The sequence below is a fragment of the Paenibacillus sp. MDMC362 genome (assembly GCF_003269305.1).
Lineage (GTDB): Bacteria > Bacillota > Bacilli > Paenibacillales > Paenibacillaceae > Paenibacillus_AQ.
This window is the reverse complement of sequence record NZ_QLYT01000051.1, coordinates 124,574-143,298: the sequence shown is the minus strand read 5'-3', so window position 1 is coordinate 143,298 and position 18,725 is coordinate 124,574. Positions and strand designations below refer to the sequence as shown.

Below are 18,725 nucleotides of genomic sequence, written 5' to 3'. Positions count from 1 at the left end.
GTCCATTAGTTTGTCTATTCGTCTCTTGGATAGCTGCAAGAACTGATGCATGCTCCGGTCAGGTACTGTGTTACAAGCGGAGTTTATAGGTACGGGCTCGTTGTTCACCGCTTGCTATGTCCAGTAGCTGGAGCTCGACCAGTTTACGCAATAAACGTCGGGTATGCCGGTCACTCACCCTAAGATGATTCGCGAGTTCTAATGGAGTTATCGGGCGCAGCAGTCGCCGCGCAAATCGGACGGCTTCTGCCTCCAGCCAACTTAAGGACGCAGGCACATCTGACGCCACAAATCTGCCGACGAAGGATAAAATGAGCTGCTGGCATTGTTGTGGCTCTTCGACGATGGAGGGGTAAGCAATGGGAAGGAATGTCCAACCATCCAGCGCCAGTAAGCAGTGACGGCGGCATAAATCCTTAAACCTTCTTACGTCCAAATCGCGGGCATGCGGGCCGTATCCTTGGATTTCGATGCCTCCTCTTGCACCACCGGGCATATAGGCAAGGTCTAAATAACGATAACCATTGCTGAAATCGCGTACTTCCCATTCCGGATGCAAGTCATTGAAATTACCGATCGCGGGAAACCACACCGTGCGCAGAAACTCGACGGTACCGTGGCCTAACCCTTTATGAAGGATTTCAAGCCTGCGGGGATTCTTTTCATTCAAAATATTCGTGTGGTTCCAGAGCGTATATTGTTGATCAAACCGTGACATGTTCAATTTTCCTCCTTAGTATTAAATGGAATGCGTAGGGCTAGAAAATAAAAAAAGCCGCTCCATACAATGCAACCCCAATCCTTCATTGGGGCACTTTGCATAGAAGCGGCGTGTTCTTCACGTCCTTATGATGGCTAGTATAACTCGTGTTTTGCGGGTTTTGCAATAGTATTGCTTCCAAGCTATACAGCTTGTAGTTCTTCCAATTGATAAAAAACATGGGATTGTGTGATCTTCGCAAGTTCTGGACATGGAAGCGCTTCAGTTATTAAATGGAGCGTTTTTTTATGTTTTCTCCATAAATATGATGTCATATATAACGATTTTTTACCAATAAACGAATATATATTGTGTATTATTTATTTATATTGTACATTAATTGCATGGGATAGTTATACAAATGCATAACAATCTGATACTGGAGAGGATGAGTGAAGCATGAACACTTCCGTTAAAAAGTTGGAAATGGGCGTCATCTTATGCAGGCATTGCAGTGCTGAAATCGATACGGTGGATACGAATCGAATCGCTACCTTCTATGGCGTGTGTGATCAGCCAGAGTGCCGGCAGCTGCACAGCCACATGCATGTATCAGTTAGTGATGGAACAGACGAAGAGTGAGTAATGATAGGAGAAGGTTGTTCCGGCAAAAACGCACCACTTGATGTGGTGCGTTTTTGCATTGATTGAAGAGTGCTTATTGCTGAGTGCTCTGTCGCGCTTGTAATACTACGACAATGTGTGCACTTATCATAAGGCGGGTGCTCTCTCCATGCTTGTCATAGTGCGTCCTGTGGTGCTTGCCAAACTACGCTGCTCGGTCATGTTGGTCAAAAACGCCAGCGCCCTATACTCTTTTCAACTGCGGAGATAACCTCTCAATCGAATGGAAATGGCATGATTGATCTGATGAAAAGTGGTACTTATAGCTGCCCATTTATCATGCTAAGATGAAACTGCCAATATCCCCTTTTTGATAGGTGGGACCCATTGTATGCAGCGGAATGGAGGTTGTCATTTATGAAAATATTCGTAGCGGGCTCTACCGGCGTTATCGGCCAGCGTTTACTTCCCAGACTGGTGCAAGCCGGCCATAAAGTTATAGGCATGACCCATGACCCTCAGCGGAAAGGGTTGATCGAATCATGGGGAGCCAAGGGGATCATAGCGGATGCCTTTGATCGGGAAGGGATCATAGCCTCGATTGGGGAAGTGCGGCCGGATGTCATTATCCATCAGCTCACTTCGTTAAGCCAATGGAATCTGGAGGATAATGCGAGGATGCGGATGGAGGGCACCCGTCATCTGGTAGAAGCCGCGCAGATCCATGGCGTTAAACGCATGATTGCCCAGAGCATTGCCTGGGCCTATGAACCCGGGGATCATCCCGCCACCGAGGACGTCCCTCTGGACGTCCAGGCGCCTGCGCCTCGCAAGTCCACGATAGACGGTATCATCTCGCTGGAACAGGCCGTTGCACAACTGCCGAATCACGTCATTTTAAGGTACGGTATGTTCTATGGTCCTGGCACGTGGTACGACGCCAGCGGAATCATGGCGGAAAAGGTAAGAACCCGAACTCTTCCAGCAACGGATGGCGTAATGTCATTTCTTCATGTCGAGGATGCGGCGAATGCAGCATTGCAGGCATTGGACTGGCCGACGGGGCCGGTCAATATCGTAGATGACGAGCCTGCTGCCGGTACGTTGTGGCTGCCGCTTTATGCTGAGGCTCTGCACGCGCCTGCCCCAGCATATCAAGCGGGGAGCAAGCGCGGCGAACGCGGCGCTTCGAATGCCAAAGCCCGGAAGGAGTACGGCTGGCAGCCGCTACATCCCACGTGGCGAACAGGGTTTGCGCAATCGCTGAGGTGAGCGAGCTTAGTGTAATAGAAGAAAAGAAAGCTATAGTTAATAGAGGAGAATTACGGATATCAGCAAGCAAATCGGAAAGCATACTATTTTTTCCATACCATCTTTTGTATGGTATTATATACCATTATAAAGATCGAGAATGGAGGCCTCATGCGTGAAGGTATTGAATCGTAGAGTAGCTTATATGTTAGCGACGATATTGTTAGCAGTCAATTGTATGGCAATGGACACTGTGGGAGCAGCGGAAGCTGTGAAAAGTGATTCCCGCCCCATCCCGGTAAGCGTGGCTGGCGGCAGCGGACACGGTGTTGCGGCATGGAGCGACGGCTCCGTGACCGCCTGGGGTTATAACAAGTCAGGTCAAGTAGGTGACGGGACAAGTATTCATCAATTGGTGCCCAAGCAAGTCACCGGTCTATCTGATATTGTCGAGGTGGCGGCAGGCGACAATTCTTCATTTGCCTTGGACAAGAACGGGGACGTGTGGGCTTGGGGCGATCATTACTCTCCTTATATTAACGGAGATCCTGCGTTGCCTCACCAAAAGCGGGGAGGCCCCATAAAGCTGGAAGGACTTAAGGATGTAGCGAGTTTGGCATTTGTGAGGTATAGCGGTGTTGCCTTGCACAAGGATGGGACCGCAACGATATGGCATCCTGCTTCTAATCCGGATAATCCCTTGATAAGGTCTGTGAAGTATTTTCCTGTTAAAGGGGTCAAGAATGAAAAATCGATGATCATCGCCGGACATGAGGCCTTGATGCTCGGTAAAGACGGCAGCGTCGATATGTTAACGGTATATAACAGCTTCTACGATCGGTACCGGCTGGAGCGTGAGTTCCGTGAGATTAAACCGTTGGTTACTTCCTCCATTGCCGGAATCGCCGCGGATTGGTATGACGTGTTTCTGCTCCATGAGAACGGGACGGTGCTGCGGTGGAATGTGAATGAAAAGCAGCAAGTGCCGGCTGCGGTGAAGGGATTAAACGATATCCAAGAGATAAGAACGGGGTCTAACCGTTTGTACATGCTTAAAAATGACGGCACGGTCTGGCAGTGGAAATACAACGACCCGGCGGCGAAGCCTTTTCAAGTGAAAGGTTTGACAGGTATCAAGGCGCTTTGGGGAAGCAATGGATATACAGGTTATGCAACCAACAAAGACGGTATGCTGCTGGCTTGGGGAGAAGAGAAATATCAAGGCAGCGGCTCGCCTAACGAGAACGATCGAAATCCGGTCCTGGTACAGCCTCCTCTGTCCTGGACGGCAAACGGACAATCGGTTAGCTTTTACGGTTCTTCCGCCATTGTGAAAGGCAAGCTGTATGTACCGTATACTAGCGTTTTTGAAGCCCTCGGAATCAAAGTGAAGCGCGGACAGTCGAATCCGGATCCGAAACAAGGAAATCATCGATATCCGGTATGGTCTTTCTCTTATGGCGGGAACACCGTATCCATTAAATCCAGTGATCCCGCCGTTGTATTGGTGAACGGGAAGGTGACGCGAGAAGATGTCAGCATTCCATTCATGGCTAATTCGAGCATGTTTCCATTGGAGTTGATCACGACGCAGCTTGGCATTCCGATGTCCTGGAATAAAGCGACAGGTGAAGTGATCCTGGGGAAAACACTATAAGATTTATGATGTAGGCACGCCATAAGGCGTGTCTTTTGTTATTCTGAGGAGCTGCATCCTTAATGATGAATAGAGTGTTTCCAAAATGATAGACGTATAGGCTGGCAAGGCTGCCAATGTTCGTGGATATTACAAAAGATCGCCACTCCGTAGGAGCGATCTTTTGTAGTTTGAATTTATTGTCATAGGGTGCCTTTAGCACGTTTGGTTATAAGCCAAAAAGTAAGAGCGGCAGCGCTGACGGAGGCACCAAGCACACAAACTCCATGCCAACCATACTGTGCGTAGATGTGGGTCGAAGCAATGGAACCGGCGGCACTTCCGATGGAATAAAAAATCATATACCCGGCAACCATGCGACTGCGCGCCTGCGGGCGCAATGCAAAAATCATACTCTGATTCGTGACATGCACCGCCTGTACCGCCAAGTCCAGCAGAATAATACCAATGACTAAGGCAAACAGGGACCGTTCTGTATAGCTGATCGGCAGCCATGACAGCAATAGCAGGGACAATGCAATTCCGGTCGTTCTTTGTCCGTAACCTCGATCGGCTAGCTTACCGGCCTTTGCTGCAGCCAGTGCACCCACGACGCCCACGAGACCAAACGCCCCGATGGCAGAGTGCGAAAGGGATAGCGGCGGCGCGCTAAGAGGCAGCACCAATGGCGTCCACAAAATGCTGAAAGCCGTAAAAATCAGCATAGCCAGCACAGCGCGGATACGTAGTAGCCGTTCTTGAAGGAACAACACCAGTACCGACTTAAGCAGCTGAGAATAGGAAAGAGTTTTTACCTTACGCTCAACATTTGGCAGCACCTTATATAATGCGTAAACCATGAGCAGCATCAACGCAGCAGAAACCAGATAAACCGAACGCCATCCTGCAAGATCCTTCAAAACCCCTGAAATGGTTCGCGCTAAAAGGATCCCGATCACAATTCCGCTGGTTACCATGCCTACGGCTCGCCCGCGTTCAGCAGGAGCAGCTACAGTCGCGACGAACGCCACAATAGTCTGCGTTACTACGGCAAGCAATCCAACCAATGCCAAACCTGCAAAGAGCATCGTGCCGGATGAAGCAGTACCAACGATAACGAGAGCCGCCATGGAGACTGTCATTTGACCGATAATTAACCGGCGTTGGTTCAGTAAATCCCCCAGAGGCACCAGCAGCAGCAGTCCCAATGCATAAAAGATCTGTGTGACGGTAATTAGAATTCCAATCACGGAATAGTCCATGTCGAATTCGTACGACAGCTCATCGAGCAGCGGCTGTGCGAAGTAGATATTGGCAACTGACATACCGCAAGCAATCGCAAACAATAACGTAACATAACGAGTCAGAGGCATACGATTACCGGATTGGGCCGTGGACACCGTTCCCTGTGACGCATTCGCGGCTGTTTCGTCATGGACCGCTTTTTTTGCTATCAACTCTTCCATTCTGTGCATTCAACCCTTTCGAATTTTATGTACTGATCGGTATGATAAATTGCCCGATAAATATATCTTATCCATACGATCTATGTCAACAGGTTTATTTCAAGCGTTAGGGTGAAACGGTGTGTCCCAATATTTATCTGCATTAATATAGAAAAACGGTATTTGACAAAAACAACAGCCCAATATAAAATTAATTATACTGATTGGTAATGAAAAAAGGTTGTTTACTTCCCTTTTGTGATCATGAAGTTTTCCTTGAAATCAAATGTAATGAGAGGTAATTCATTATGGGACGAGTCCGCGAATTTGATGAAGAGAAAGTATTGGATGCAGCGATGCAGTTATTTTGGGAGAAGGGATATGAGGCTACCTCATTAAGCGATTTGACTTCCAGAATGGGGATTCAGCGGCCCAGTATATACTCAGCCTTTGGAGACAAGAAGGAGCTGTTCGAAACAGCTTTGCGCAAATACACGATGTCACATGCTTCCGAGGCGCGGACCAGGCTGCAAAACCATCAATCGGTCAGGGAGGCCTTTCGGGCTTTTTTTAAAAATATGGTTGATGAGGAATTTTCCGAAAGCCGCAGCCGAGGATGCTTTTGCATCAATACGATGGTTGAGCTTGCGCCTCATGATGAGAAATTTGAAATTCTGACAAGGGAGCATCAGATGTACTTGGCGGTCATATTTCAAGAAACCATTGAGCGAGGCATACAATCGGGCGAGCTTGCGAGCGGCACGGACGCGAAAGCTTTATCCCAAGCGCTGATCGTATCGCTGATTGGGTTGACCGTCATGTTGAAATCCCGTCCGGAGCGCTCATTCGTAAATAATACGATAGAGGTGACTCTTACATTGCTTAAATAAAAGGGGATCTGTAATGGAACGTTTATAGGCGTTATCCTACCCAAGTAATTTCGCGGGATGACGTTGAGTTTCATGTTTACGTGTTGTTGCAGCCGTCCAAGCATAGTAAACTGTTCTAAAAAAACAATAGTAGGTGCATCGATGAATATGAACATACGAACAGGACGAATAGAGGAGCTTCAAGAAATCATGGCTTTGATAGCCCGCTGTGTTGCGGTCATGCAGGCTGGAGGCAGCGATCAATGGGATGATCAGTATCCGAACCGAGAGGTCATTGGTGAGGATTTGCAGCGAGGAACATTGTTTGCAGCTGAGGGCGAAGGCCGGATCTTAGGGATTATCGTCCTTGACGAATCGCAGGCTGAGCAGTATGAGACCATTAACTGGAAGCAGATGAAAGGGCCTCATTTAATGATGCATCGGCTTGCTGTCGATCCGGAAGCCCAAGGACAGGGAGTTGCGCGAAAACTGATAGCCTTCTCCGAAGAATATGCCGTGCGAGAGGGTTACACGAGTCTGCGATTGGATACCTACGCCAAGAATACGGCTGCTCTCAAGCTGTATCAAGGATTAGGTTATGACCTGCGGGGAGAAGTGAACTTCCCGGGCAGAGCATTAAGCTTTCCGGTATTTGAAAAGGTGCTTGGATAAACAAGTCATGAAGTTAGTCTGCTGAGGATCAGCGTGTATGCTGGTCCGAGGTGGACTTTTGCTGTTTATTAGGAAAACTACGATTACATGCATCATGGCGAGGGGGCTTTTCGGATGCCCATTTTTACCTTCTATTTAGATTTTTTTCAAAATAGGTATTGCAATTGGATGCAGGGATAAGCGATAATGTATTTAGATGAAATTCTAAATAGAAATATGGGTGATGCACATTGGGCTTTCCGGAAACATTCAAGGCGTTATCTGATCCGGTGAGACGGGACATCCTGGTTATGCTCAAGCGCGGCAAAATGTCAGCCGGAGAGATCGGCCAGCATTTCGATATGACCGGGGCGACCATTTCGTATCATCTGTCGCAGCTGAAGAAGGCCGGACTGATATTTGAAACGAAATATAAAAATTATATCTACTATGAGATCAACGTGTCCGTCTTCGAAGAAATCATGCTGTGGTTTTCACAATTTAACGGGGGGAAACAAGATGAGGAAAAAGAATAGTTCGATGCTGGTTATAACAACGCTGATATGTTTATTGCCAATTATTTTATCGATGACGCTGTATAACCAATTGCCTGAGCAGGTGGCTGTTCACTGGGACGCAGCAGGCAATCCGGATAATTATGTGTCGAAGGCGGTTGCGGCGTTTGTCCTTCCGTTGATTACTGCGGTTCTTAACGTCGTTGTCAATGTAGCGCTTAACAACGATCCTAAGAAAATGAACGCTGCCCCGGTATTAAGAACGATGGGTCTATGGCTCATCCCCGCGCTGTCTCTCATTCTCATGCCGATCACGCTGTTCAAGGCCATGGGGGCCGAGCTGCCGATCCAGACGATTGCACCGGCTCTCGTGGGCATGCTGCTCGTGGTCACCGGTAATTATTTGCCGAAGAGCAAACAGAACTATACGGTGGGCATCAAGCTGCCTTGGACGCTGAACAGCCAGAATAATTGGAATAAAACGCATCGTTTTGCGGGGTACCTGTGGATGGCAGGCGGAGCGTTCATGATCCTGACGGCGTTTCTGAAGGCGAACCTTGCCGTTGCAATCGTCCCTGTCATTATATTAATTGTGGCGGCTCCAGCGATTTACTCGTTCACTTTGTTTAAAAAGGGTGTGTAACGGGCGGGGCAGCAACACAAGAACGTCCCGAACGGCCAACAAGCTGACTCCATGAACGATGGGTCAGCTTGTTGTTTATTTTACGGCAGAACACGGGCTCATCCGTATCGGGTACCAAATAATGACATGAAAAGCTGAACTCCATAGTGATGGAATCCAGCCTTCCCCTTGCCTTATTTGCCGTACGGATGAATCGTCTGAATGGTGCCGTCCTCATTATAGGTCAGCTCGGTAAATTTGACGCTGCGTTTATTGTCCGCTCCGCCGGAAAGGGAGCTGTCATGGTAGAAGAGGTACCATTTATCCTGGAACTGAACGATGGAGTGATGGGTCGTCCAGCCAATTACGGGGGTTAGAATCGTGCCTTTGAACTCGAAAGGCCCCGTTGGACTCTGACTCGTGCCGTAGACGATTTTGTGTGTTGAGCCGGTAGAGTAAGAAAGATAGTAGGTTCCGTTGTATTTATGGACCCAAGGTCCTTCAAAATATCTTCGCTCTTCATCCCCTGCAACAATCGGGTTGCCCTTGTCATCAACGATGGATATTTCTTGGGGCGTCTCTTTGAAATTAAGCATGTCATCGCTCAGCTCAGCAACCCGCGGTCCGATAGCAGGCGCGTCTGCGGCAGGCCCTTCCGCATCCGGAATGTGCGACCCGGTCTGCCATTGTTCCAGCTGTCCGCCCCAGAGGCCGCCGAAGTAAATATAGGCACGATTGTCGTCATCCATGAATACGGCAGGGTCGATGCTGTAGCTGCCCGGAATGTAATGAGGCTCCGGTTTAAATGGGCCAGAAGGAGACGAGCTTGTCGCTACGCCGAGACGGAAAATATCGTCATGATCCCTGGCGGGGAAGTATAAATAGTAAGTGTTGTTCTTGAAGGCAGCATCCGGGGCCCACATTTGCTTCTTCGCCCAGGGCACATCCTTCACATGAAGAGCTTCGCCATGGTCCACGCATGGAGCATCCACATTCTCCATCGACAGAACATGGTAGTCTTCCATGTCATACTGGTCGCCGTTATCATTGGACGTGTTCTCATGATCCAAGTCATGGGATGGATAAATATAAATTTTACCCTCGAATACATGGGCGGATGGGTCTGCAGTATAGATATGGGTTACGATCGGTTCGTTAGGCTGTACGGGCTTGTTCATCACGTTTCCTCCTCGGATCATTGCATTGTAAGCGCTTGTATTCATTTTATCAGACGCGATCCTCTCCAAAAACCTAAGAAAATTAGGTTTTTCACCTAAAAATATTAGATCTTTTTGGATTGAGCCTTAGAAGTGATTCCAAAAGACCGTCTCTTCTAAGGGTAAACGTGTTGAAGGATGAGCCGGAACGGACTTCTTGCCGATCGCAACCAGCATTACGGGAATCAAATGGCGCGGAACCCCGAATGCTTCCATAAAAAGGCTTGAGTTATATCCGCCCATCGGGCATGAATCAAGACCGCGCGCCTTTGCAGCCAGCATGAGCTGCATGGCGGCCATGGAAGCGCTCCGTATCGCTTCCTCCTGTGCAAGTTCAGGCGCATTGGTGTAGGAATTCATTATCTGCCGGACCAGATTCGTTTTAACCTCCTCTGTCATGAATCCTGCCTGAACCGCTTGTTCATATATCGCTTCGGCATGTTGATGGGCCTGCAGGTTTCCCAAAACCGCGATGATAGCGGAGGCTTCAACGATTTGCTTTTGCCCATATGCGATGGGTAACAATTTGTCTTTGGTGGCCTTGTCTGTAATGGCAAGATACGTCCAATGCTGCAGATTCCAGGCGGAAGGTGCGGTACTCGCGATCTCTAACATTTCTTTAATCTCTTCATGACTAATTTTGTGTTGGGGGTCAAAATGTTTTACCGCTTGACGTTCACGTACAGTAGTTAAATAATCGGCATGAGAAATGGATGCCACGCGAATCAGCTCCCTATCATAGTTATCTTCATTCTTAAGGCCGGGAAGGTGTTCCCAACGCAGCGAACGGTTACTTGAATATAGGATAATGATGTGTTTGAAACCATTCCCTATTTTGACAACTGTACCGATACAGTGGTGAGATCCTGTATAATAAGAGTCGCGAGGGGGCGGGGTAATGAAAAAATATTTATCCATTCTTACCGATATGGAATCGAAAATTCAAGAAGGACAATATCGTTCAGGGCAGAAGCTTCCTTCCGTTCGAAGCGCGGCCCAATCCTACGGGTGCAGCATTAGTACCGTGATTCGTGCTTATACTGAGCTTGAGAAACGGCACGCCATTTATTCGGTTTCGCAAAGCGGTTATTATGTAGTCCAGAAAGATGGGGATTCGGATAACATGGATAAGAGTTTGATTGATTTTGCGTCGGCTTCTCCGGATGTGAATGTGTTCCCTTATCTGGACTTTCAGCACTGCTTGAACAAGGCGATTGATACCTATAAATATCATCTGTTTACTTATAGTGATGGGAAAGGAATGGATAAGCTCCGCCAAACGCTTGTGTCCCATCTGGCTGACGCTCAGGTATTTACCGTGCCAGATCGGATCGTGGTGACATCAGGTGCAAATCAAGCGCTGGAGATACTGGCTAAGATGCCGTTTCCAAACGGAAAATCGGTGATTCTCGTTGAGCAGCCAAGCTATAATAACTATTTGCAATATTTGGAGGCGGAAGGACTATCCGTCATTGGCATACCCCGCTCAACAGCCGGGATTGATCTGGGAGCACTCGAGGACCGGTTCAAAACGGGGAACATCAAATTTTTCTACACGATGTCCAGATATCATAACCCTCTCGGAACGTCGCTTCGAATGGAAGAGCGGAAAGCGATCGCCGCCCTGGCCAGCCGATATGACGTGTTTGTGGTGGAAGATGATTACATGGCTGACCTTGGCAGTGGACGCGGATTCGACCCCATCCATGCTTATAACCAAACTTCGCATATCATCTATTTGAAGAGCTTTTCAAAGATTATATTTCCAGGCCTGCGTTTAGGTGCCGTCGTGCTGCCGGAAGCGCTGCTGGAGGGATTTCATGCTTATAAAAAATATGGAGATACCTCACTGCTGTCCCAAGCAGCGCTCGAAATTTATATCAGCAACGGTATGTATGAACGGCATAAACAGAAAATCTACAGTCAATATGAAGCCAGAATGCAGGCAATAGACTCCGCTGTGAAACGGTACGGGGGAACCGGGCTCGTTAAAGTCGTACCCGGTGACGGCGGAATATACAAATTATTCGAGCTGCCGCAGACTATAAACTTAGAGCGGCTGATCAAGCGGCTGAAAATGCGGAACATCTTGGTGATGCCCGGAAAGTTGTTTTATTTGTCCGATTATCTGGAAAGGGAGAAGTTTTTGCGAATCAGCATTTCCAGAGCGCGCTTGGAACAGATAGAGAAGGGGGTTCAAGCGATCGTTGAGGAAGTGAAGCGGGAAGAAGGCAATCGATGGTGATTCTTTCGGGTCATGTTTATATTTAGGTTGCATTTCATAAAAATGTATTTTATATTCATCTGGTAGTTATATGATAAAAAGCTATTACTTTCGATTGTTTCCGATATGGTGTGTTCTTCCATATTCGGCAATGATCGCGGATTTATTTTATGAAATGACATCGTACGATAATGGCAAACCCACTGAAAAGTGGCGACGCAAAGCTATAGGGGCTAAGGCGGATCACTCGTATCCGCTATGCTAGCCAGTTACCGAATACGACGGAAAAGCCTCCGTCTATTCAGACAGGGGCTTTTTGCGTTTATTTCTAAAAAAATTCCATTTTCTAACCAAATTCTTTCAGGTTGGAGGAGTAGTAGCTAACGTAAAAACTGCCAACGTTTTCAAGGAGGGAAACAAACCAATCGATTGATCACCATCTAAACCAACAAGGAGTTGTATTCATGAATATGGACCAGGTCAGGAAATTGCTAGCTAGTAAATTAACCATTCTTAAACAGCCGGAATGTCCCAACATCGGTCTTGTTGGTCCCGTTAGGCTCCCTGTGCAGTTGGAGGACAATGAGGCTGTATTTAAATGGTATACTTGGTTAAATACAGGTAATTCATTTATGGATAAGAATGACATTCTGGAATCATTATCTCAGGCAGATCTTGCTTCACATCAGCAGTCTTCCGTACTAGTATATGGCGATTTTGCCAATGAGGAGCATGCCCTGATACGGATGCACAGCATTTGCCATACCGGAGATATCTTTGGAAGTAAACGATGCGATTGCGGCTACCAACTGCGGGAATCCATGCGCATGATCATCGAAAACGGTACTGGAGCTCTCTTTTATTTGGCGAATCACGAGGGTCGCGGAATAGGGCTTTTCCCCAAATCGTTAGCTTATCTTTTGCAAGATGAGGGGTGCGATACTGTAGAGGCCAATCTAAGCCTTGGCTTTGCAGATGACCATCGATCTTATGATGAAGCCATACGTGTACTCCAAAGCTTGCGGCAAAAACCAGTCACCCTGATTACAAACAATCCTAGAAAGCTGCAGTCTTTGCGGGAAAAGGGACTTTTAACCGATCATCATAAATCCATTTGGGGAGATGTATCCGAGCATAATAATCGGTATTTGGCAACGAAGATCGAAAAATCAGGTCATATTTACGACTCTTTGGTGGAGACAGCTTTATTATGATGGGGAGTGTTAATCATATGAATTTAGACCAACATTTTATGAAGCTGGCATTGGATTTGGCAGGTACGGCCAGTGGGAAAACCAATCCGAACCCGGTCGTTGGCGCACTGATAGTCAAAGACGGACAAGTAGTTGGCGCAGGTGTTCATAGGAAAGCTGGGGAACCTCACGCAGAGGTGCATGCATTTCGGATGGCTGATGGGTATACCGAAGGCGCAACGCTCTATGTTACGCTGGAACCAAGCCCTCAATCCTCCCCTTGCATAGAATTAGTCTTGAATTCGGGAGTCGCAAGAGTTGTCGTGGCGATGGAGGATCCGAATCCGAAGGTGGCCGGAAGAGGCATTCAATTATTGAGAGAGAATGGAATAGAAGTTGATGTGGGTGTATTGGGGAAGGAAGCCGAGTTACTTAATGAACGATTCGTGCACAATATGTCAAAACGACGGCCGTTTATCATTTCCCAGGTAGCCATGACGCTTGACGGAAAAATTGCCGCGTCAACGGGGCATTCTAAATGGGTTACATGTGATGAAACACAGCTTGTAGTACATAAATTAAGAAACAAAGTCGACGCCATATTAGTAGGAATTAATACGGTGTTGGCCGATGATCCGCTCCTTACGACCCGACTGCCGGAAGAAAGTGGGAAGAATCCCATACGGGTAATTTTAGATTCGAATTTGAGGTTGCCCGAAGATGCCAAAGTTACCGATTGTTCGGAAGCAGCGACATGGGTAGTCACGAAGGAGGGTGCTGATCCGGGAAGAGTACACATGCTGCAGCAAAAAGGAATTGAAGTTCTGTTCGTTCCTGTGAACCGTTTCGGGCTGGATCTCCATGCATTATCGGATATGTTATATCAGCGAGGTGTTACCGACCTGCTGGTAGAAGGAGGCAGCGAAGTAAATGGATCATTCCTTCGAGCCAACCTTATTGATAAATGGATGATTTATATCGCTCCCAAAGTGTTGGGGGGACGGCAATCCTTCTCGCCCTATGGCGGCTCGGATTTGGAATTAATGGATGACGCGGTACGCGTAAAGATTCAATCCGTACAACAAATCGGCGAAGATATTTGCATTACCGCTTATCCGGATTACCATTATTCCATGTCTAAAAGTTCCTGCGTAACAGATAATCTGAATGAACTTTCCTTGAATAGTTATTAGTGAATAGACAAATAGAGTACATGATATTATGGATGATAGAAACGGCAGCGGGATACCCAACTGCCGTTTTTTCTCATTCGCATATTCGAATCTATTATTGTCGGTTTTTCAAATTTTCCATTAACTGGTTATCAAGTCCCATGTTGATAGCATAAATCAGATGGTATATTTTTGTAAGAGACATTTTATGTAGAGCTGCTGATAAATCGTATGAATACATGCTCTAAGCAAGGGGGAAAATGGTATGCTTGTTGGAGAAGAAGGGTTCAGCATATCGAAAGGAAGATGAGTACGCATGGAAAATCCTAATAAAGTCTACAATACTGCGGTCGAAGCAACGCTGGAGGTCATTGGCGGGAAGTGGAAACCGGTCATTCTCTTTCATCTTACTTTCGGAAAAAGACGCAATAGTGAATTTTTATGCCTGATTCCCCAGATCACGCAAAAAATGCTGACACAGCATCTGCGAGAGCTGGAAGAGGAAGGCGTTATAATACGAAAGACGTATAATCAGGTTCCTCCCAAGGTGGAGTATGAACTCAGCGAGTATGGCTGGAGCTTGAAGGAAATTCTTCATTTGATGTGCCGATGGGGCGATATTCATATCGAGCGAAAATACGGCGAATCCGCCATGGTGCTGGAGAAGCCTGCATTTGAGGATCGGCACTAAGAGGTATGATAAATGAAGGAGCCGACTATTCCTTGTAGAGTCGGCTCTTTGTCATGCAGCTTGCGCGATAGCTTAGGGAATGACTTTACGCCGCCGGAGCTCGTCAAAGATGTTCATGAACATGGCTTCCGTATCGACATACTCATGAAATCCGAAGCGGCGGGCCTTCGAACCGTCTGCAAAGAAATCATAATCCCAGGAGAACACAAAATCACCGAACTTCCAGGAGGAAACCTCTTGATATGTGTGCTCCGCAAGTCCGTGATGCTCCACCATACGATTCCAGACCGGCTCTTTATCCGCCATAACCGTTTCCAGATTCATCTGCAGAGGCGGTGCGGTTTCCAGTTCGAAATACTTCGCAATCTTCGGCCATAACTCGTTCCAACGGAACAGATCCCCATTCGTGATGTTAAATGCTTGATTGGCACATCGTTCATCGGTTGCGGCCCATACTGTAGCCTTCGCGAGCAGATCGGCATCGGTCATCTCCAGCAGACTGTGATAGGCCCCCGGCTTACCTGGAAAACGCAGAGGAATGCCGAGCTCTTTCGAAATCGAGGCATAGACGGCAATGACCATCGCCAGATTCATCGGGTTCCCAAGGGCGAAGCCGCTGACAACGGATGGGCGCAGCGCCGACCAGGTCCAGACTTTGCCTTGCTGCCGTTCCTCGAGGAAGTTCTGCTGATCGATATTGAATTCTGGCGGCATATGGTTCGCATCCGTCTCCCGGGCCGGCGTCTTGAATGGACCGAGATGCGCGCCGTATACCTTGTAGCCCTGCATCAGACTGACATGCTGCAGATTGGCAGCAATGGGCTCGATAGCTTCCACGACATGGACGAGCATCGCCAGATTTGGTGCGACAAGCTCGGCCCACGTTGGCCGGTCCTGATAGGCCGCATAGAAGATATGCGTCACTTCGGTCAAGGAGCTTAATTTGGCAATCGTATCCTCCTGATCAAGCAGGTCGGCGGAGATATAACGTACCCGGTTCGTGGATTCGCCGCCTCGGCGCGATACGCCGACGATGTTCCAATCGGGAAGCGTGGCAAGGTATTCGATGAGGTTGCGGCCGATCACCCCGTTGGCTCCTACAACCAATGCCGTCTTTTGCGAATGATGTGAACGTTGATCTGTATTCATTTATTCATCTCCTAAAGTCATACTTGATTAATGTCATTTTGCACGTTAGGGTTCGGCTTGAGAAGTACGCACTTTGAAGTGACCTAGTCACTTTTTGGTAATGTTTAAGCAATGCAAAGAGGTTGACAATTAGTTTTGAATCACTTGCCGGATAAGAAACCCGTGGATAAATTGGATCTGGCAGAGCATCAAAAGACTTCCAGCTTGTGTGCCGGAAGTCTTTATTGAAAGGGAATATTCATCCCCGTGGTCGGCTAGATATAGGAAAGAAACAGGGTGGCGATACCAAAGTAGATGACAAGCGATAGGATATCGTTAATGGTTGTAATCAGTGGACCGGAGGCCACAGCCGGATCGATCTTGAATTTGAACAGAATGAGGGGGATGATGGTGCCCGCCATCGTGCCCACGATGAGTGTTGCAATCAATGAGACTCCGACCACAAGCCCCAGATAGAGATTGCCCTGCCAGAAGTATGCGATCAAGGATATCAGGATCCCGCATGTGACCCCGATCATCAAGCCGACCTTCAGCTCTCTCGCTAACAGTCGGTACACCAGCGATTTGGTCATTTCTTTCGTAGTCAGGCCGCGTACAATAACAGCTAACGACTGCGTGCCGGTGTTGCCGGTCATTCCGGCAATCATGGGCATGAAGAAGGCTAGCGCGACAACCTGTGCCAGCGTCTCTTCAAATCGGGAAATGATCGTCCCCGAGATCAGACCGATGAATAAGAGCAGGATCAGCCACGGTAATCTTCGAAAGGCGGCAACGGTTGCTTTAGTGTTGAAGTCAATGGATTTGCCCCCGGTGGCGTTCATTTTCCGAATGTCCTCATCGGCTTCCTTGATGACGACGTCGAGAATATCGTCAACCGTAATGATGCCTACAAGTTTGTTATCCTGTTCAACGACGGGGATAGCGACCAAATCGTATTTTTGGATTATCTGCGCGACTTCCTCCTGATCGGCATCCACAGGTACGGATAGTACCCGGCTGTGCATGATATCCACCATATATTCATCCGGTTCGGCCAAGATAAGTCCACGGTAGGACACCACGCCTATCAGCTTCTTGTCTTGGTCAATAACGTACAGATAGTTGATCGTTTCGGAAATGGAGACGTAAGTTTTCAGCTTCTGGACGACCTCTGATACGGTGTAATGCTGGGGAATCCACACATAACGATTGGTCATGATTCGGCCCGCAGTTTCCGGCGGGTATTTCATCAGGTTCAGGACAAACTGGGATTCCTCGTCCCGCATTCCCTTGAGGAATTCGTCTTTCTGCTCGGGCGACAGCTCATCAAGCAGAATGGCGAGGTCATCGTTATCCATCAAGTCCAGGACGATGGCTGTTTTTTCTTTGCCCAGCGTGCCCAAAACTTCGATCTGCTGGTCATGCTCCATTTCCTGAATCATATCGGCCAGCTGTTCCTCGTTCAGAAACTGCAGAAATCGGGTTTGGTCCGCATCGCTGAGATGGCTATGTATTCTGGCCAGGTCATAAGGAAGAAATTCATCGATCATTCGCTGAAAGTCATGGGGTGTATTTGCTTTCAGACTCTCTATAATGTCCGGCATCCATTGCTCCAGCGTCCGAGTATTCACGCCGACAATCCTCCTTTCTGATTCCGTTATAGGATAACGAAATGATTACGTATTATAGGGTTCACCATAACGACTTATTATTAAACAATCCGGATACGGCCAGTGGATGAAATCAAGGGTGATGGACGAGAAAAAAGAATCCGCAGCATGAGTTGCAAACGGTTGCAATTTCACATAAGATATAGGCGCACAAATCTAAGAGTAGGGGTGAGTATATGAAATACAGACGTCTTGGAAAAACCGATCTGAAAGTATCGGTAGTCGGTGTGGGAACCTGGCAGTTTGGCGGTGATTGGGGGAAGGATTTCAATCAGAAGGAAGTCGATGCCATCTTAACGCATGCGAAGGAGCTCGGCATTAATCTGTTGGATACAGCCGAATGTTATGGTCCTCATCATATGTCTGAGAATTTCATCGGTGATTTCTTGTCGCGCGACCGCCGCGAGGATTGGGTCATTGCCTCGAAGTTTGGTCATCGATGGCATGAGCAATGGGAGAACGCTTGGGATGCGAAGCAGATCCAAGTTCAGCTGGAGGAGTCACTTAAAGCGCTCCGTACTGATTACATCGACCTGTATCAATTCCATTCCGGCTCGGATGAAGTGTTCAACAATGATGATATGTGGACGATGCTGGACAAGCAGGTTCAGGCGGGAACGATCCGCAATCTGGGCATATCCATCGGAAGCAACAGAAATATCTATCAAACCGACAAGGCTGCGGAGGTGAATGCCAAAGCCATTCAGGTCGTGTATAATCGTCTGGATCAAGCTCCGGAGGAAGAGGTTCTCCCCTCATGCATGAAGCAGGATCTTGGCGTATTGGCGCGAGTTCCGCTTGCAAGCGGGTACTTAAGCGGAAAGTACAAGCCGGGAACGGTGTTCAGCGACAATGTGCGCAAGAATCGTGACCAGGACGAGATCAATGCCAAGCTGAGGCTTGTGGAAGAGATCAAGCAGAACGAAGTGCCGGAGGGCGTGAATATGGCCGAGTGGGCCTTGGCCTGGTGCTTGAAGCATCCGGCTGTCAGCTGCGTCATTCCCGGCTGCAAGAGCGTGGAGCAGGTGGAGACGAACGCGAGAGCCGTGGAGCTGGATTTGGTCCAAGACGACCATCCGGGAGCGTGGAAATCTTAGTACAACCTAGATTCGAGTGC

General features: G+C 48.0%; 18 protein-coding genes and 1 riboswitch. Of the genes, 12 read left to right on the top strand and 6 right to left on the bottom strand.

Features of this window, described 5'->3' with window-relative positions; translation table 11 throughout:
- Positions 1–70: 70 nt before the first annotated feature.
- Complete coding sequence (locus DP091_RS24255) at positions 71–718, bottom strand: MarR family transcriptional regulator (RefSeq protein ID WP_113060661.1); 648 nt, start codon at positions 716–718, stop codon at positions 71–73.
- Between the two features lie 441 nt (positions 719–1,159).
- Here DP091_RS24255 and DP091_RS24250 point away from each other — a divergent pair, with 441 nt between their 5' ends.
- The 3 genes from DP091_RS24250 (at position 1,160) to DP091_RS24240 (ending at position 4,232) form a co-directional block, all read left to right on the top strand.
- The gene (locus DP091_RS24250) at positions 1,160–1,342 is read left to right on the top strand and encodes a GapA-binding peptide SR1P (RefSeq protein ID WP_113060660.1); all 183 of its coding nucleotides are present in this window, start codon (positions 1,160–1,162) and stop codon (positions 1,340–1,342) included.
- Positions 1,343–1,741: 399 nt separating this feature from the next.
- On the top strand, positions 1,742–2,596 hold the full coding sequence (locus DP091_RS24245) for an NAD-dependent epimerase/dehydratase family protein (protein WP_113060659.1): 855 nt from the start codon (positions 1,742–1,744) through the stop codon (positions 2,594–2,596).
- A gap of 217 nt (positions 2,597–2,813) precedes the next feature.
- The gene (locus DP091_RS24240; protein ID WP_258394673.1) at positions 2,814–4,232 is read left to right on the top strand and encodes a stalk domain-containing protein; all 1,419 of its coding nucleotides are present in this window, start codon (positions 2,814–2,816) and stop codon (positions 4,230–4,232) included.
- Between the two features lie 182 nt (positions 4,233–4,414).
- On the opposite strand, the gene DP091_RS24235 is transcribed toward DP091_RS24240, so the two are convergent.
- Positions 4,415–5,584, bottom strand: coding sequence for an MFS transporter (locus DP091_RS24235; protein ID WP_258394674.1), 1,170 nt, complete (start codon positions 5,582–5,584; stop codon positions 4,415–4,417).
- Between the two features lie 380 nt (positions 5,585–5,964).
- On the opposite strand from DP091_RS24235, the gene DP091_RS24230 reads away from it, so the two are divergent.
- The 4 genes from DP091_RS24230 to DP091_RS24215 all read left to right on the top strand — a co-directional run bounded on the left by DP091_RS24230 (position 5,965) and on the right by DP091_RS24215 (position 8,334).
- Positions 5,965–6,546, top strand: a complete 582-nt coding sequence (locus tag DP091_RS24230) for a TetR/AcrR family transcriptional regulator (RefSeq protein WP_113060656.1) — start codon at positions 5,965–5,967, stop codon at positions 6,544–6,546.
- Positions 6,547–6,693: 147 nt separating this feature from the next.
- Entirely contained in the window at positions 6,694–7,197 is a 504-nt protein-coding gene (locus tag DP091_RS24225; protein WP_258394672.1) for a GNAT family N-acetyltransferase, read from the top strand.
- Between the two features lie 230 nt (positions 7,198–7,427).
- Positions 7,428–7,712, top strand: coding sequence for an autorepressor SdpR family transcription factor (locus tag DP091_RS24220; RefSeq protein WP_015736836.1), 285 nt, complete (start codon positions 7,428–7,430; stop codon positions 7,710–7,712).
- Positions 7,696–8,334: an SdpI family protein gene (locus tag DP091_RS24215; RefSeq protein ID WP_113060654.1), complete on the top strand. Its 639-nt coding sequence runs from the start codon at positions 7,696–7,698 to the stop codon at positions 8,332–8,334. The genes DP091_RS24220 and DP091_RS24215 overlap by 17 nt, the downstream gene beginning before the upstream one ends.
- A 173-nt stretch (positions 8,335–8,507) precedes the next feature.
- On the opposite strand, the gene DP091_RS24210 is transcribed toward DP091_RS24215, so the two are convergent.
- Positions 8,508–9,491 (bottom strand): glycoside hydrolase family 43 protein, encoded by a 984-nt coding sequence (locus tag DP091_RS24210; RefSeq protein WP_113060653.1) that lies wholly within the window; start codon positions 9,489–9,491, stop codon positions 8,508–8,510.
- Positions 9,492–9,617: 126 nt separating this feature from the next.
- Complete coding sequence (locus tag DP091_RS24205) at positions 9,618–10,250, bottom strand: nitroreductase family protein (protein ID WP_258394671.1); 633 nt, start codon at positions 10,248–10,250, stop codon at positions 9,618–9,620.
- A 178-nt stretch (positions 10,251–10,428) separates the two neighbouring features.
- Between DP091_RS24205 and DP091_RS24200 the strand changes: the two genes are divergently transcribed.
- The 4 genes from DP091_RS24200 (at position 10,429) to DP091_RS24185 (ending at position 14,810) form a co-directional block, all read left to right on the top strand.
- A complete protein-coding gene (locus DP091_RS24200; RefSeq protein ID WP_113060651.1) occupies positions 10,429–11,775 on the top strand; it encodes an aminotransferase-like domain-containing protein in 1,347 nt (448 codons plus the stop codon).
- Positions 11,776–11,937: 162 nt separating this feature from the next.
- Positions 11,938–12,031: riboswitch (cyclic di-GMP riboswitch) on the top strand.
- A gap of 187 nt (positions 12,032–12,218) precedes the next feature.
- The gene (locus DP091_RS24195) at positions 12,219–12,968 is read left to right on the top strand and encodes a GTP cyclohydrolase II (RefSeq protein ID WP_113060650.1); all 750 of its coding nucleotides are present in this window, start codon (positions 12,219–12,221) and stop codon (positions 12,966–12,968) included.
- A gap of 17 nt (positions 12,969–12,985) precedes the next feature.
- A complete protein-coding gene (ribD, locus tag DP091_RS24190) occupies positions 12,986–14,140 on the top strand; it encodes a bifunctional diaminohydroxyphosphoribosylaminopyrimidine deaminase/5-amino-6-(5-phosphoribosylamino)uracil reductase RibD (RefSeq protein WP_113060666.1) in 1,155 nt (384 codons plus the stop codon).
- A 295-nt stretch (positions 14,141–14,435) separates the two neighbouring features.
- Positions 14,436–14,810: a winged helix-turn-helix transcriptional regulator gene (locus tag DP091_RS24185; RefSeq protein WP_113060649.1), complete on the top strand. Its 375-nt coding sequence runs from the start codon at positions 14,436–14,438 to the stop codon at positions 14,808–14,810.
- Positions 14,811–14,882: 72 nt separating this feature from the next.
- Here DP091_RS24185 and DP091_RS24180 read toward each other — a convergent pair whose 3' ends face one another.
- Both DP091_RS24180 and mgtE read right to left on the bottom strand, forming a co-directional pair.
- On the bottom strand, positions 14,883–15,959 hold the full coding sequence (locus DP091_RS24180) for an SDR family oxidoreductase (RefSeq protein ID WP_113060648.1): 1,077 nt from the start codon (positions 15,957–15,959) through the stop codon (positions 14,883–14,885).
- Positions 15,960–16,213: 254 nt separating this feature from the next.
- Entirely contained in the window at positions 16,214–17,569 is a 1,356-nt protein-coding gene (mgtE, locus tag DP091_RS24175; protein ID WP_113060647.1) for a magnesium transporter, read from the bottom strand.
- A 215-nt stretch (positions 17,570–17,784) separates the two neighbouring features.
- Here mgtE and DP091_RS24170 point away from each other — a divergent pair, with 215 nt between their 5' ends.
- The gene (locus DP091_RS24170) at positions 17,785–18,705 is read left to right on the top strand and encodes an aldo/keto reductase (RefSeq protein ID WP_113060646.1); all 921 of its coding nucleotides are present in this window, start codon (positions 17,785–17,787) and stop codon (positions 18,703–18,705) included.
- The last annotated feature ends 20 nt before the right edge of the window (positions 18,706–18,725 follow it).